The sequence below is a fragment of the Streptomyces sp. NPDC020489 genome (genome assembly GCF_044386545.1).
GTDB lineage: Bacteria > Actinomycetota > Actinomycetes > Streptomycetales > Streptomycetaceae > Streptomyces.
The window spans coordinates 38,885-52,320 of the sequence record NZ_JBIRUZ010000017.1 but is presented as its reverse complement, the minus strand read 5'-3'; the positions used below and the strand labels follow the sequence as shown (position 1 = coordinate 52,320).

Genomic DNA, 13,436 nt, shown 5'->3' with positions numbered 1-13,436 from the left:
CGCGCACGGACACCGCGCCGAACCGTTACAGGGTTCCCGATCCCCGTAGAAGCCGCTGCTGAAAGGTTGCATCCATGTCGCTCGTGCTCGACGCCGCCGCCCAGGACCTCCTGTTCCGTGAGGCCCGGACGGCCAACACCTTCACCGACGAGCCGGTGACGGACGAGCAGATCCTCGCGATCTACGACCTCGTCAAGTACGGTCCCACCGCCTCCAACCAGAGCCCGCTGCGCATCACCCTGGTGCGCTCCCCCGAGGCCCGTGAGCGGCTCGTGCGGCACATGGCCGAGCCCAACCGGCACAAGACCGCCACGGCCCCGCTGGTGGCGATCCTCTCCACGGACAACGAGTTCCACGAGGAGCTGCCCAGGCTGGTCCCGCACTTCCCCCAGGTCAAGGACGTCCTGTACGCGGAGCGCCCCACCCGCGAGGCCTCCGCGCTCCTCAACGGCGCCCTTCAGGCCGCGTACTTCATCATCGGGGTCCGGGCCGCGGGCCTCGCCGCGGGTCCCATGACCGGCTTCGACGCCGCGGGCGTCCAGAAGGAGTTCCTGGACGACGACCACACCCCGCTGATGGTGGTCAACATCGGCAGGCCCGGGCCGGACGCGTGGTTCCCGCGCGCCCCGCGCCTGGACGCCGACGAGGTCATCACCACGATCTGAATCCGGCCGCACGGCACGAGGCCGGGTGCGCGGAGCCCGACGGCTCCGCGCACCCGGCCTCGCGTGTGTCACGAGCCGGTCAGCGCCGGTCGCGGGCCCGCTCCTCGTACGCCGGCCACACCTCACGGACCAGGAGCCGCTCCTGCGGGGACAGCGGTACGTCCTCACGCAGCCGCTCGGGGTGCGCCGTGGGCGGCCCGCCGACGCCCGGCGGCAGCACCAGGAACCGGTTCTGGGCGTAGCGCACCAGGCGGTTCTGGGAGCGTGAGGCCGAGCGGGGCGGTTCCATGGCCTGCATGGCCTCGGGGCCCACGTAGAGGGCCCCGTGCGCTGCCAGGCCCCGCCACAGAGGCCGCAGGCAGCGGCTGACCGTCATCCGCAGAACGCCTCGCAGGATCCGAATCATGTCTGCACCTCCACGCCTCCACTCGTCGTCTCCTACAGAGATTGACAAGGTTCACTCGTGGACCGGTCGAGAAGACGTGGTGCACGGCCGCGCTGTTCTCCGGCCACCGGACACCGCCCGGACATCGCCCGCGCACGACGACGAGGCGCGCCGCACAACTGCTGCGGCGCGCCTCGGGGACGGGACGAACGGGTACGTCGTCAGTCGATACCGCGGACGACGTGCGGCTCCCAGGCGTCGTCCTCGTCGGCCCCGGCGAGCCGGAGCGGCGGGGCGAGAGCCGGGACGTCGTGGGACTGTCTGAGGTCCTCCTCCAAGATGTCGTACACGTTCTCCTCCTGCTCGGTCGGCTCAGTAGCGGTAGTGGTCGGGCTTGTAGGGGCCGTCGACGTCGACACCGATGTACGAGGCCTGCTCGGGGCGCAGCGTGGTGAGCTTCACGCCGAGCGCGTCGAGGTGGAGCCGGGCGACCTTCTCGTCGAGGTGCTTGGGCAGCGTGTAGACGCCGATGGGGTACTCGGCCTGCTTGGTGAACAGCTCGATCTGGGCCAGCGTCTGGTCCGCGAAGGAGTTGGACATCACGAACGAGGGGTGGCCGGTGGCGTTGCCCAGGTTCAGCAGGCGCCCCTCCGACAGCACGATGATCACCTTGCCGTCGGGGAAGGTCCAGGTGTGGACCTGGGGCTTGATCTCGTCCTTGACGATCCCGGGGATCTGGGCGAGGCCGGCCATGTCGATCTCGTTGTCGAAGTGACCGATGTTCCCGACGATCGCCTGGTGCTTCATCCTGGCCATGTCGCTGGCCATGATGATGTCCTTGTTGCCGGTCGTGGTGATGAAGATGTCGGCGGTCTCCACGACCTCGTCGAGCGTGGTCACCTGGTAGCCGTCCATCGCGGCCTGGAGGGCGCAGATCGGGTCGATCTCGGTGACGATGACTCGGGCGCCCTGACCGCGCAGCGACTCCGCACAGCCCTTGCCGACGTCGCCGTAGCCGAACACCACGGCGGTCTTGCCGCCGATGAGGACGTCGGTGGCGCGGTTGATGCCGTCGATCAGGGAGTGCCGGCAACCGTACTTGTTGTCGAACTTCGACTTGGTCACCGCGTCGTTCACGTTGATCGCCGGGAACAGCAGGACACCGTCGCGCTGCATCTCGTACAGGCGGTGGACGCCGGTCGTGGTCTCCTCGGTCACGCCGCGGATCTCCGAGGCGATCCGCGTCCAGTCCAGCGTGCTGTTCTCCAACAGGGCCCGTACGACGGCCAGTTCCTCGTTCTCGGCGGCCGGCAGCTCGCCCGTCTTGCGGTACTCGACGCCCTTGTGGACGAGGAGGGTGGCGTCACCGCCGTCGTCGAGGATCATGTTCGGGCCGGCGTGGCCCGGCCAGGTCAGGGCCTGCTCGGTGCACCACCAGTACTCCTCCAGCGTCTCGCCCTTCCAGGCGAACACCGGGATGCCGGCGGCGGCGATGGCGGCGGCCGCGTGGTCCTGGGTGGAGAAGATGTTGCAGGACACCCAGCGGACCTCGGCGCCGAGCGCGACCAGGGTCTCGATGAGGACGGCGGTCTGCACCGTCATGTGCAGGGAGCCGGTGATCCGGGCGCCGGCGAGCGGCTGCGCCTCCGCGTACTCCTTGCGGATCGCCATCAGGCCGGGCATCTCGTGCTCGGCGAGGGTGATCTCCTTGCGGCCGAACTCGGCGAGGGAGATGTCGGCGACCTTGAAGTCCGTGAAGTCAGCGCTGGGCTGCGAGGGCATGCTGGGCACTCCTTGAGTTCGTCACGTTGCGATGGATTTCGAGCGTCGCCGTCGAGCGGTTGAGCGTGATGTAGTGCAGCCCCGGGGCGCCTTCGGCGAGGAGCCGTTCGGCCATCGCGGTGGCGTACTCGACGCCGATGCGGTGGCCGTCCGCCGGGTTGTCGCGCACGGCGTCCAGGCGGTGGGCCAGGTCCTCGGGGAAGGCGGCGCCGCTGAGTTCGGCGAAGCGGGCGATCTGACGTACGTCGGTGGCCGGCATGATCTCCGGGATGATCGGGGTGTCGCAGCCCGCGGCGACCACCCGGTCGCGCAGCCGCAGATAGTCCTCGACGTCGAAGAACATCTGGGTGATGGCGTAGTCGGCGCCGGCCCTGCACTTGGCGACGAAGTGCCGGATCTCGCTGTCCCAGTCCGCCGAGCGCGGATGCCGCTCGGGGAAGGCGGCCACGCCGACGCTGAACTCCCCCGACTCCTTGACCAGCCGCACCAGTTCGTCGGCGTGGGTGAAGCCGTCGGGGTGCGGGATCCAGGGGGCGTTGGGGTCGCCGGGCGGGTCGCCGCGCAGGGCGAGGACGTCCCGGACACCGGCGTCGGCGTACTGGCCGATGATGTGCCGCAGCTCCGCCACCGAGTGGCCGACCGCGGTCAGATGGGCGACGGGCCTGAGGGTGGTGTCGGTGGCGATCCGCTTGGTCACCTCGACGGTACGGTCCCGCGAGGACCCGCCGGCCCCGTAGGTGACCGAGACGAAGGCGGGCGCCAGCGGCTCGATCCGGCGGATCGCCTCCCACAGGGTCCGCTCGCCCTTTGCCGTCTTGGGCGGGAAGAACTCGAAGGAGAACGACGGTGTCCCCCGGTCGAGGAAGTCGCGCAGGGTGGTCATTCCCGGCCTCCGGCGTTGAAGTAGCTGGCCTCGGGGTGGTGCAGGACGATCGCGTCCGTGGACTGCTCGGGGTGCAGCTGGAACTCCTCGGACAGGTGGACGCCGATGCGCTCCGGCTGGAGCAGTTCGGCGATCTTGGCGCGGTCCTCCAGGTCGGGGCAGGCCGGGTAGCCGAGGGAGTAGCGGCAGCCCTGGTACTCGGTACGGAACATGCCGTCCAGGGAGCGCGGGTCGGCGCCGGCGATGCCGAGTTCGTCGCGCACGCGCGCGTGCCAGTACTCGGCGAGGGCCTCGGCCAACTGCACGGACAGGCCGTGCAGTTCGAGGTAGTCGCGGTAGGCGTTCGCCTCGAAGAGCTTGGCGGTCTCCTCGCCGATGCGGGAGCCGACGGTGACGACCTGGAGGCCGACGACGTCCGTCTCCCCCGACTCCTCCGGGCGGAAGAAGTCCGCCAGGCACAGCCGACGGCCACGGCGCTGGCGCGGGAAGGTGAAGCGGGTCAGTTCGGAGCCGTTCTCGTCGAGCAGGATCAGGTCCTCGCCCTTGGAGACACAGCGGAAGTAGCCGTGGACGACGGCCGCCTCCAGCAGGTTCTCGGTCTGGAGCCGGTCGAGCCAGCCGCGCAGCCGGGGCCGTCCCTCGGTCTCCACGAGCTCCTCGTAGGTGGGCCCCTCGCCCCTGCGGGTCTGCTTGAGGCCCCACTGCCCCTTGAACAGGGCGCCCTCGTCGAGCCAGGACGCGTACTCCTTGAGCTGGATGCCCTTGACGACCCGGGTCCCCCAGAACGGCGGCGTGGGCACGGGGTTGTCGACGGCGACGTCGGACCGGCCCAGTTCGGGGCTCTCCGTGACGACGGCGGCCGCGGTCGCGGTGCTCTTGACCCGCCGCTGCTTCAGCTCCGGCAGCTTCGCCCCCGGCACTCCCCGCTTGACCGCGATGAGGGCGTCCATCAGGCGCAGGCCCTCGAAGGCGTCGCGAGCGTAGCGGACCTCGCCCTCGTAGATCTCGTGCAGATCCTGCTCGACGTAGGCGCGGGTGAGGGCCGCGCCGCCGAGAATCACCGGGTAATCGGCCGCGAGTCCCCGGGCGTTGAGCTCCTCCAGGTTCTCCTTCATGATCACCGTGGACTTCACCAGCAGCCCCGACATGCCGATCACATCGGCCTTGTGCTCGGCGGCGGCTTCGAGGATCGCGGAGACAGGCTGCTTGATACCGATGTTGACCACGTTGTAGCCGTTGTTGGACAGGATGATGTCGACGAGGTTCTTGCCGATGTCATGCACGTCCCCGCGCACGGTGGCCAGCACGATCGTGCCCTTGCCGGCCTCGTCGCCCTCGACCTTCTCCATGTGCGGCTCGAGGTACGCCACCGCCGACTTCATGACCTCGGCGGACTGAAGGACGAACGGCAACTGCATCTGGCCGGAGCCGAACAGCTCACCGACGACCTTCATGCCCTCAAGCAGGGTGTCGTTGACGATGTCCAGCGCCGGCCGCTCCTGGAGGGCCGCCGCCAGATCCTGGTCGAGCCCATTCTTCTCGCCGTCGATGATCCGGCGCTTGAGGCGTTCCTCCAGCGGCAGCGCGGCCAGTTCCTCGGCCTTGCCCGCCTTCAACGACTTCGCCGTGGCGCCCTCGAACAGCGCCATCAGCTTCTGCAACGGGTCATAGCCCTCGGAGCGCCGGTCGTAGATCAGGTCGAGGGCGGTCTGGACCTCTTCCTCGCTGAAGCGGGCGATCGGCAGGATCTTCGAAGCGTGCACGATGGCCGAGTCCAGGCCCGCCTTCACGCACTCGTCCAGGAACACCGAGTTCAGCAGCATCCGCGCGGCCGGGTTCAACCCGAAGGAGATGTTCGACAGCCCCAGCGTCGTCTGCACCTCGGGGTGGCGCCGCTTCAGCTCACGGATCGCCTCGATGGTCGCGATGCCGTCCTTGCGGGACTCCTCCTGACCCGTGCAGATCGTGAACGTCAGGGTGTCGATGAGGATGTCCGACTCGTGGATGCCCCAGTTCCCGGTCAGGTCGGCGATCAGCCGTTCGGCGATGGCGACCTTGTGCTCCGGGGTGCGGGCCTGGCCGTCTTCGTCGATGGTCAGCGCGATCAGCGCGGCGCCATGCTCCTGGGCCAGCTTGGTGACCTTCGCGAACCGGGACTCCGGACCGTCGCCGTCCTCGTAGTTGACCGAGTTGATCACCGCACGCCCGCCGAGCTTCTCCAGCCCCGCCCGGATGACGTCGACCTCGGTGGAGTCCAGCACGATCGGCAGCGTGGAAGCTGTGGCGAACCGGCCGGCAAGCTCCTCCATGTCGGCAACGCCATCGCGGCCGACGTAGTCCACGCACAGGTCGAGCATGTGCGCGCCCTCACGGATCTGCTCGCGGGCCATCTCCACGCAGTCGTCCCAGCGGGCCTCCAGCATCGCCTCGCGGAACTTCTTCGACCCGTTGGCGTTCGTCCGCTCACCGATCGCCATGTACGCCGTGTCCTGCCGGAACGGCACCGTCTGATAGAGCGAGGCCGCCCCCGGCTCCGGACGCGGATCGCGTGCCGTCGGGACCAGACCACGCACCCGCTCGACGACCTGGCGCAGATGCTCCGGCGTCGTACCGCAGCAGCCGCCGACCAGGGAGAGGCCGTACTCGCGAACGAAGTTCTCCTGCGCGTCCGCCAACTCCGCGGCGCTCAACGGGTAGTGGGCGCCGTCCTTGCCCAGGACCGGCAGACCGGCGTTGGGCATGCAGGACAGCTGGATGCGGGAGTGCCGGGCCAGATAGCGCAGGTGCTCGCTCATCTCCGCCGGGCCGGTCGCGCAGTTCAGGCCGATCATGTCGATGCCCAGCGGCTCCAGCGCCGTCAGCGCGGCACCGATCTCGGAGCCCAGCAGCATCGTGCCGGTCGTCTCCACCGTCACCGACACGATGAGGGGGACGTCCAGGCCCAGGGCGTCGAGGGCGCGGCGGGCGCCGAGGACACCGGCCTTGGTCTGGAGGAGGTCCTGGGTGGTCTCGACGAGGAGCGCGTCGGCGCCGCCCGCGACCAGGCCCTCGGCGTTGCGCTGGTAGGCGTCGCGCAGGGTGGTGTAGGGGGCGTGGCCCAGGGTGGGGAGCTTGGTGCCGGGGCCCATCGAGCCGAGGACCCAGCGTTGGCGGCCGTCGCGGGCGGTGTACTCGTCGGCGGTCTCGCGGGCCACGCGGGCGCCTGCTTCGGACAGTTCGTGGACGCGCTCGGGGATGTCGTACTCGCCGAGGGCGGCGTGGTTGGCGCCGAAGGTGTTGGTCTCCACGCAGTCGACGCCCGCGTCGAAGTACTCGGCGTGCACCGCGCGCACGATGTCGGGGCGGGTGACGTTGAGGATCTCGTTGCAGCCCTCCAGCTGCTGGAAGTCCTCGAGCGTGGGCTCCTGCGCCTGGAGCATGGTGCCCATCGCCCCGTCGGCGACCACCACACGGGTGGCGAGGGCCTCACGGAGCTGGGCGATGCGGGTGCGGTGGTCAGCGGTCATGAGCGTGCTCCGAGGACTGGCGCGAGCGGGGCGGCCGTACCGGGGCCGTAGGCTCGCTCGACGATGTCGGACAGCTGCGCCGGGTCGACCTCGTAGGACTGCGAGCCGACCGCGCCGAGGACCACGGAGGCCAGTGCGCAGCCGAGGCGGGCGGCGGGCTCCAGCGGTACGCCGTGGCTGACGGCGGCGAGGAAGCCGGCGCGGAAGGCGTCGCCGACGCCGGTCGGGTCGGCGGTGGTGGTGTCGGGGATCGCGGGGACGACGAGCGGGGGCTGTCCGGCGCGTTCGATGCGGACCCCCTTCTCGCCCAGGGTGGTGACCCAGGTGCCGACGACGGCGAGGATCTCCACGCGGCTCCAGCCGGTGCGCTCCTTGAGCAGGGCGGCCTCGTACTCGTTGGTGAACAGCCAGGCGGCGCCGTCCACGAGGTCGCGGACCTGGTCGCCGTCGAGGCGGGCGAGCTGCTGTGAGGGGTCGGCCGCGAAGGGCAGGCCGAGGGCGCGGCAGTCGGCGGTGTGGCGCAGCATCGCCGCCGGGTCGTTGGGCGAGACGAGGACGAGACCGGGCCGGTCGGGGCCGGTGGCGAGGGCGCCGAGGTCGATGTCGTGGGCCTCGGTCATGGCGCCGGCGTAGAACGAGGCGATCTGGTTGGCGTCGTCGTCGGTGATGCACATGAAGCGGGCGGTCTGCTGTTCGTCGGAGACGCGCACTCCCCCGGTGTCGACGCCGTGCTCCTTCAGCCACACCTCGTACTCGGCGAAGTCCGTGCCGACCGCCCCGACCAGGAGCGGCGAGAGGCCGAAGCCGCCGAGCCCGTAGGCGATGTTGGCGGCGACACCGCCCCGGCGCACCTCGAGGCGGTCGACGAGGAAGGAGAGCGAGACGTGGGCGAGCTGTTCGGGGAGCAGCTGGTCCGCGAACCGTCCGGGGAAGACCATCAGATGGTCGGTGGCTATGGATCCTGTCACCGCGATACGCACGGGAACTCCTTCGGTCGCTTCGGTCGCTGATCGCCGTGTCGTACGGCGTCGGCCGCGACCGTCGGGCCCGGCCGTCGGGTGTCGGGCTCAGATGCCCGCGGCTGCCTTGAGCTGCTGGGCGCGGTCGGTGCGTTCCCAGGTGAAGTCGGGGAGTTCGCGCCCGAAGTGGCCGTAGGCGGCGGTCTGGGCGTAGATGGGGCGCAGGAGTTCGAGGTCGCGGATGATGGCGGCGGGGCGCAGGTCGAAGACCTCGGCGATCGCCTGCTGGATCTTCTCCACCTCGACGGTGTGGGTGCCGAAGGTCTCCACGAACAGGCCCACCGGCTCGGCCTTGCCGATCGCGTACGCCACCTGCACCTCACACCGCGATGCGAGGCCCGCGGCGACGACGTTCTTGGCGACCCACCGCATCGCGTACGCCGCCGAACGGTCCACCTTGGACGGGTCCTTGCCCGAGAACGCGCCACCACCGTGGCGGGCCATCCCGCCATAGGTGTCGATGATGATCTTCCGGCCCGTCAGACCGGCGTCGCCCATCGGACCACCGATCTCAAAGCGACCGGTCGGGTTCACCAGCAGGCGGTAGCCCTCCGTCTCCAGCTTGATGCCCTCATCCGCGAGCTGCGCGAGCACATGCTCGACCACTTCCTGGCGGATGTCCGGGGTCAGCAGCGACTCCAGATCGATGTCGGCCGCGTGCTGCGAGGACACCACCACCGTGTCCAGGCGCACGGCCTTGTCACCGTCGTACTCGATGGTGACCTGCGTCTTGCCGTCCGGACGCAGATACGGGACCGTCCCGTCCTTGCGGACCTCCGTCAAACGGCGCGAAAGCCGGTGGGCCAGCTCGATCGGCAGCGGCATCAGGTTCGGCGTCTCGTCCGTGGCATACCCGAACATCAAGCCCTGGTCGCCCGCGCCCTGCCGGTCCAGCTCGTCGTCGTCGCCCTCGACCCGCGTCTCGTACGCGGCGTCGACGCCCTGCGCGATGTCCGCCGACTGCGCCCCGATCGACACCGACACACCACACGACGCACCGTCAAAACCCTTGGCCGAGGAGTCGTAACCGATGTCGAGGATGGCGTCGCGCACCAGTTGGGCGATCGGCGCGTAGGCGGTGGTGGTGACCTCGCCGGCGATGTGCACCTGGCCGGTGGTGATCAGCGTCTCCACCGCCACACGCGAGGTGGGGTCCTGGCGCAGCAGCGCGTCGAGGATGGTGTCGCTGATCCGGTCGGCGATCTTGTCGGGATGACCCTCGGTGACGGACTCCGAGGTGAACAGACGACGGGACATGGCTCTCCTGATGGCTGCGGCCCAAAGCACGAAGGGGGTCAGAGACCGGGCGAGGTCACCCGGGATACACAGCCCAAGATGTACGACGTCGAACGAGGAGCACTCGAAGAGCGGCGGAACCCAACCGGAGAGAACCGGTCCGACGGCGGTGCGGTCGTCCCGCCGTGCTACGACCGCGCGCTCGTCCCGCCCTGGCCACGGCCGTGCGCCATCCCCACGTATACGCCGATGCCGTGGGCGCCCCGGCCCGACCCGGCCGTGGGGCGCCCGGTCCGCTCAGCCGTCCGGTGCGGCGGTGGCGGCCTTCAGAGCCCGGGTGAGTTCGGCGGCCCGTTCCTCCTCGTCCGCGCTCGCGCCGGCCAGCACCACGCGGGGTGGCCGTCCGCCGTCCGCGGCGATCCGCCGGGCGAGGTCGCAGGCCAGGGCGCCGGCCCCGGAGAAGCCGCCGAGCAGCAGGGACCGGCCCGCCAGGTGCGTGGCCAGGGCGGGCCGGGCCCGGTCGGCGTCGCCGGTGAGCACCAGCAGTTCCTCCGCGCCCGGGTAGCTGCGCGCCAGCAGGTCATAACAGGTCGGGGGTGCGCTCGGCGGCGGCACCAGGCAGATGGTGGCCGCCTGCTCCCGCTCCGCCGCCCGCAGGGTGAGCAGCGGACCGTCCGCGTCCGACCCGGGGGCCTCGGCCATCCGCGGCACGGCCCTGCCCTCCAGCAGCTTCACGGCGTCCGCCACGGTGGTGGACTCCCCCGCCCACAGGGGGAGTTCGCGCAGCAGCAGGGCGCTCTGCATCAGCAGTTCGGTCGCCGCCTCCTCGTCGAGCACGTCACGGTCGTACACCCCCGTCAGGACCAGGCCGCCGGTGCTGTCGTGGTGGGCGAGCAGGCCGATGGGCAGCACCGAGCGGGCGGGTACGGTGCCCGCGAAGTCGGCCCGGATGCCCTGGGCGGCGAGTTCGCTCTCCAGCCCCTCCACCGGGTGCGGCGGGTCCTCGAAGACGATGAGGGTGGCGGCGGGGTCGGTGCCCGCGCCGCGCCGCCCCGGGGCCCGGACCCAGTCGGCGGGCACCCATTCGTAGGCGGCCATGTCCAGGGCGTTGTCCCGCAGTCGGCGCATCAGCTCGGGCAGGGTGCCCGCCGGGTCCACCTCGACGGACATCGGCAGTGAGTTGCGCAGCGGTCCCAGCATCCGGGCCGCGCCGTCGAGCGGTATGCCGCGCCCGGGCACGGTCACCGCGAAGCAGACCGGGGCCGGTCCGGTGGCGCCGGAGGCGCGGTGGATGAGCATCGCCCAGACGGCCTGGAGCACGCTGCTCTCGCCGATGCCCCACATGCCCGCCCACCGGGCGAGGCGGATGGTCTCCGCGGAGTCCAGGCGCAGCCGGGACCGGCCGACCCCGGTCAGTCCGGTGGCCCCGCCGGGCCGGGCGGGCCGGGATGCCGCGTCGGCCGGTGGCGTCGAGCGCGCCCAGAGCCCTCGTACCGGTTCCAGGTCCTGGGCCGCGATCCAGGCGGTGTAGTCGCGCAGGTCGGGCCGGCGTTCGCCGCCGGGCAGGGAGCCGCCCGCGAGGTAGGCCCGGTGGAACTCGCGCAGCATGATGTGCGCGCTCCAGGTGTCCAGCAGCGCCCGGTGGTAGGTGAGCACGATCCGGGTGGGGGCGGCGGCGTCCTCCAGCGGGGTGCCCTCCGAGCCCAGCAGGGTCAGGCGCAGGGGTCCGGGGCGGCGCAGGTCGAAGCCGCGCAGCCGGTCGCGCTCCAGCAGCTCGGACAGGTCCTCGTCGCCCTGGCGGACCCGGACGGTGATCTCGGGTGCGACCCGGCCGTGCACGATGAGCTGCGGTTCGGGGCCGCCGGTGAAGGCGGTGCGCAGCACGGTCTCGCAGTCGAAGACCGACTGCCAGGCGGAGGTGAAGCGTTCGACGTCGAGCGGGCCGTGCCAGGCCCACACCAGCTGCTCGACGTGCCGCCCGGTGCCGGGCCGTGCCGCGCCGTCCGTGTACAGCGCCAGCTGCTGGGGGGTGGCCCGGAAGAGGGAGGGGATCGGGGCGTCGGCCGCGTCGGCCAGTTCCACGATCGTCTCGCGCAGCAGGTCCGTGAGGGCGGCCACGGAGGTGTCGGTGATGCCCTGAGCGGGGTCGGGCACCCAGTCCACGCCGAGGCGCAGCGTGCCGCCGGCGATCTGGACGCGGGCCTCCAGCCGGTGCTCGGGCCGTCCCGGTGCGCTGCCGGGCACGGGGCGGGCGGCGTCGGGCAGCACCTCGTCGGGGCCGTGCAGGATGAGGCAGGCCGGGGCGGGCGGCAGGGCGCGCAGGGTGTCGCGCAGCAGCGGATCGGGGCTCCACTCCCGGCAGGCCCCGAACCCGGCGCCGCCCTCCGCCTGCCCGGCGGCGGCCGCCAACTGGCCTGCCAGCGCGGCGAGTTGTCCGAGGGCGTCGAGCCCGGGGTCGAGGGTCAGATGCACCGGGTGGGCGTCGGTGAGCCGGCCCACGTGACGCCGTAGGCCCGGGCGGCCCTGCCGGGGGTCGCTGCGTACGTCGAAGCCGATCTCGTCGGCGAGCTGCCAGCGGGCCAGGGCCACGGCGAACGCGCCCGTCAGCACCTGCCCGGCGGTCAGCCCGAGGCGGCGGACCAGGCTCTGGGTGAGCCGCTCGGTCAGTTCCTCGTCCAGGGTGAACCCAAGGTGGCGTTCGTGCCCGGGGCGGCTTTCCCAGGTCGCCGCCGGGGCGGTGTCGGGCCTGTCGCCGGACCCGGTCACCGCGGCGGAGCGGCGGGAGCTGAGCGCGCGGGTCCTGCGGTCGGCGACCAGGGACCAGTGCCGGACCTCGTCGGGGTCGCGGGCCAGTTCCCGCAGTTCGCCGACCCAGTCGGCCAGTCCGTCCGGGGTGCGCCGGGGTCGTGCGGCGACGGTGCTCAGGCCGAGGGCGGCCGTCAGGTCGTCCAGGAGGATCCGCCAGGACGCGGCGTCCACGGCCATCTGGTGGACGATCACCGCGAGCCGGTCGGCGCGCGGTCCGGTCGCGCGCCGGTCCCGGGCGAGCAGCGCCCGCAGCTGGACGCCGCGGCGCGCGTCGAGGGTGCGGCCGATCGAGGCGATGGCCGCGGCGAAACCGGCCTCGTCGGTGAACTCGCCTTCCGTCAAAGGGATCTGGGCGTCCCCGGCCGGGGCCTGGCCGAGCAGCCGGCCGCCCGTCGCGTCCAGCCGGGCGCGCAGCTGGGGGTGGGCGGCCACGACGGCGCGCAGCGCCTGACGGACCGTGTCCGCCTCCAGCGGGACGGCCGGTTCGAGGCAGACCGCCTCGTAGCGCAGCCGTAGCGGGCGGGTCAGGACCGTGCTCTGGGCGGGGACGAGCGGACGGTCGGCCAGCGGCGGCTCGGTGAGCAGATCGGCGATACGGCCCACCACGGAGGCCGCGATCGCGCCGTCCCGCTGGATGAAGCGCAGCGTGTGATGGTCGGGGCCGTGCCGCAGCAGCCGGTGCTGCCAGCCGGGCCGGCCCGGGTCACCGCAGGCGAGCTCGCCCAGGACGTCCTCCAGCACGGCGGGGTCGAGCGGTCCGCGCAGCTCGAGGTCCCACGGGGCCGTGTGCGGAGGGGGCCCGGGGTCGACGATCACGGAGATCGCCGCGTGGGAGGAGCGGGAAACAGTCATGCGTGTCCGGGGACGTGCGGTCCGCTGAGACCGGCGCGGTCCCCTCCCTCCTCTCCTCTGTAGGCGCTGGGTGAGCTACGACGTCCGGCCCTCGTGGGGATCGTGCCCCACGGCCGGTGGCCGACGTGCCGAGGTCGGCCCTGACGGCGTGCCGGACGGTTCTCGTCCGCCGGCGCCGTGCAGGGCCGTGGCGAAGGCAGGGGAGCGCCCGGGGACGCGTGGCCGGTGCGGACGGGCCGCGCGCGTGCCCGGCGAGGCCGGGACGGCCGGGCCGCGGGCGGTGGCCGTCCCGTGGGTGAC

Annotated in this window: 9 protein-coding genes; 1 reads left to right on the top strand and 8 read right to left on the bottom strand. The window is 71.8% G+C overall.

The window, feature by feature from the left end; genetic code table 11:
* Nucleotides 1–74 precede the first annotated feature (74 nt).
* A complete protein-coding gene (locus ACH41F_RS35165; RefSeq protein WP_391243324.1) occupies nucleotides 75–665 on the top strand; it encodes a malonic semialdehyde reductase in 591 nt (196 codons plus the stop codon).
* Nucleotides 666–744: 79 nt separating this feature from the next.
* Here the strand turns inward: ACH41F_RS35165 and ACH41F_RS35160 are convergent, their stop codons facing one another.
* The 8 genes from ACH41F_RS35160 to ACH41F_RS35125 form a co-directional block, all read right to left on the bottom strand.
* Nucleotides 745–1,071, bottom strand: coding sequence for a DUF6059 family protein (locus ACH41F_RS35160; protein WP_391243321.1), 327 nt, complete (start codon nucleotides 1,069–1,071; stop codon nucleotides 745–747).
* Nucleotides 1,072–1,271: 200 nt separating this feature from the next.
* Nucleotides 1,272–1,400, bottom strand: a complete 129-nt coding sequence (locus ACH41F_RS35155) for a hypothetical protein (RefSeq protein WP_391243318.1) — start codon at nucleotides 1,398–1,400, stop codon at nucleotides 1,272–1,274.
* Between the two features lie 22 nt (nucleotides 1,401–1,422).
* A complete protein-coding gene (ahcY, locus tag ACH41F_RS35150; RefSeq protein WP_391243315.1) occupies nucleotides 1,423–2,832 on the bottom strand; it encodes an adenosylhomocysteinase in 1,410 nt (469 codons plus the stop codon).
* Nucleotides 2,810–3,715 (bottom strand): methylenetetrahydrofolate reductase [NAD(P)H], encoded by a 906-nt coding sequence (gene metF / locus ACH41F_RS35145; protein ID WP_398839053.1) that lies wholly within the window; start codon nucleotides 3,713–3,715, stop codon nucleotides 2,810–2,812. The genes ahcY and metF overlap by 23 nt, the downstream gene beginning before the upstream one ends.
* Entirely contained in the window at nucleotides 3,712–7,221 is a 3,510-nt protein-coding gene (gene metH / locus ACH41F_RS35140) for a methionine synthase (protein WP_398839052.1), read from the bottom strand. The genes metF and metH overlap by 4 nt, the downstream gene beginning before the upstream one ends.
* Nucleotides 7,218–8,201, bottom strand: coding sequence for a carbohydrate kinase family protein (locus tag ACH41F_RS35135; protein ID WP_398839050.1), 984 nt, complete (start codon nucleotides 8,199–8,201; stop codon nucleotides 7,218–7,220). Before ACH41F_RS35135 ends, metH begins: the two co-directional genes overlap by 4 nt.
* Nucleotides 8,202–8,288: 87 nt before the next feature.
* Nucleotides 8,289–9,497: a methionine adenosyltransferase gene (gene metK / locus ACH41F_RS35130; protein ID WP_398839048.1), complete on the bottom strand. Its 1,209-nt coding sequence runs from the start codon at nucleotides 9,495–9,497 to the stop codon at nucleotides 8,289–8,291.
* A 276-nt stretch (nucleotides 9,498–9,773) separates the two neighbouring features.
* Complete coding sequence (locus tag ACH41F_RS35125) at nucleotides 9,774–13,136, bottom strand: condensation domain-containing protein (protein ID WP_398839046.1); 3,363 nt, start codon at nucleotides 13,134–13,136, stop codon at nucleotides 9,774–9,776.
* Nucleotides 13,137–13,436 lie beyond the last annotated feature (300 nt).

Excerpts from the sequence above, each read along its gene's own strand:
- metF (WP_398839053.1), bottom strand. The coding sequence starts at position 3,715 with ATGACCACCCTGCGCGACTTCCTCGACCGGGGGACACCGTCGTTCTCC.
- ACH41F_RS35125 (WP_398839046.1), bottom strand. The coding sequence starts at position 13,136 with ATGACTGTTTCCCGCTCCTCCCACGCGGCGATCTCCGTGATCGTCGAC.
- metH (WP_398839052.1), bottom strand. The coding sequence starts at position 7,221 with ATGACCGCTGACCACCGCACCCGCATCGCCCAGCTCCGTGAGGCCCTC.
- ACH41F_RS35165 (WP_391243324.1), top strand. The coding sequence starts at position 75 with ATGTCGCTCGTGCTCGACGCCGCCGCCCAGGACCTCCTGTTCCGTGAG.
- metK (WP_398839048.1), bottom strand. The coding sequence starts at position 9,497 with ATGTCCCGTCGTCTGTTCACCTCGGAGTCCGTCACCGAGGGTCATCCC.
- ACH41F_RS35160 (WP_391243321.1), bottom strand. The coding sequence starts at position 1,071 with ATGATTCGGATCCTGCGAGGCGTTCTGCGGATGACGGTCAGCCGCTGC.
- ahcY (WP_391243315.1), bottom strand. The coding sequence starts at position 2,832 with ATGCCCTCGCAGCCCAGCGCTGACTTCACGGACTTCAAGGTCGCCGAC.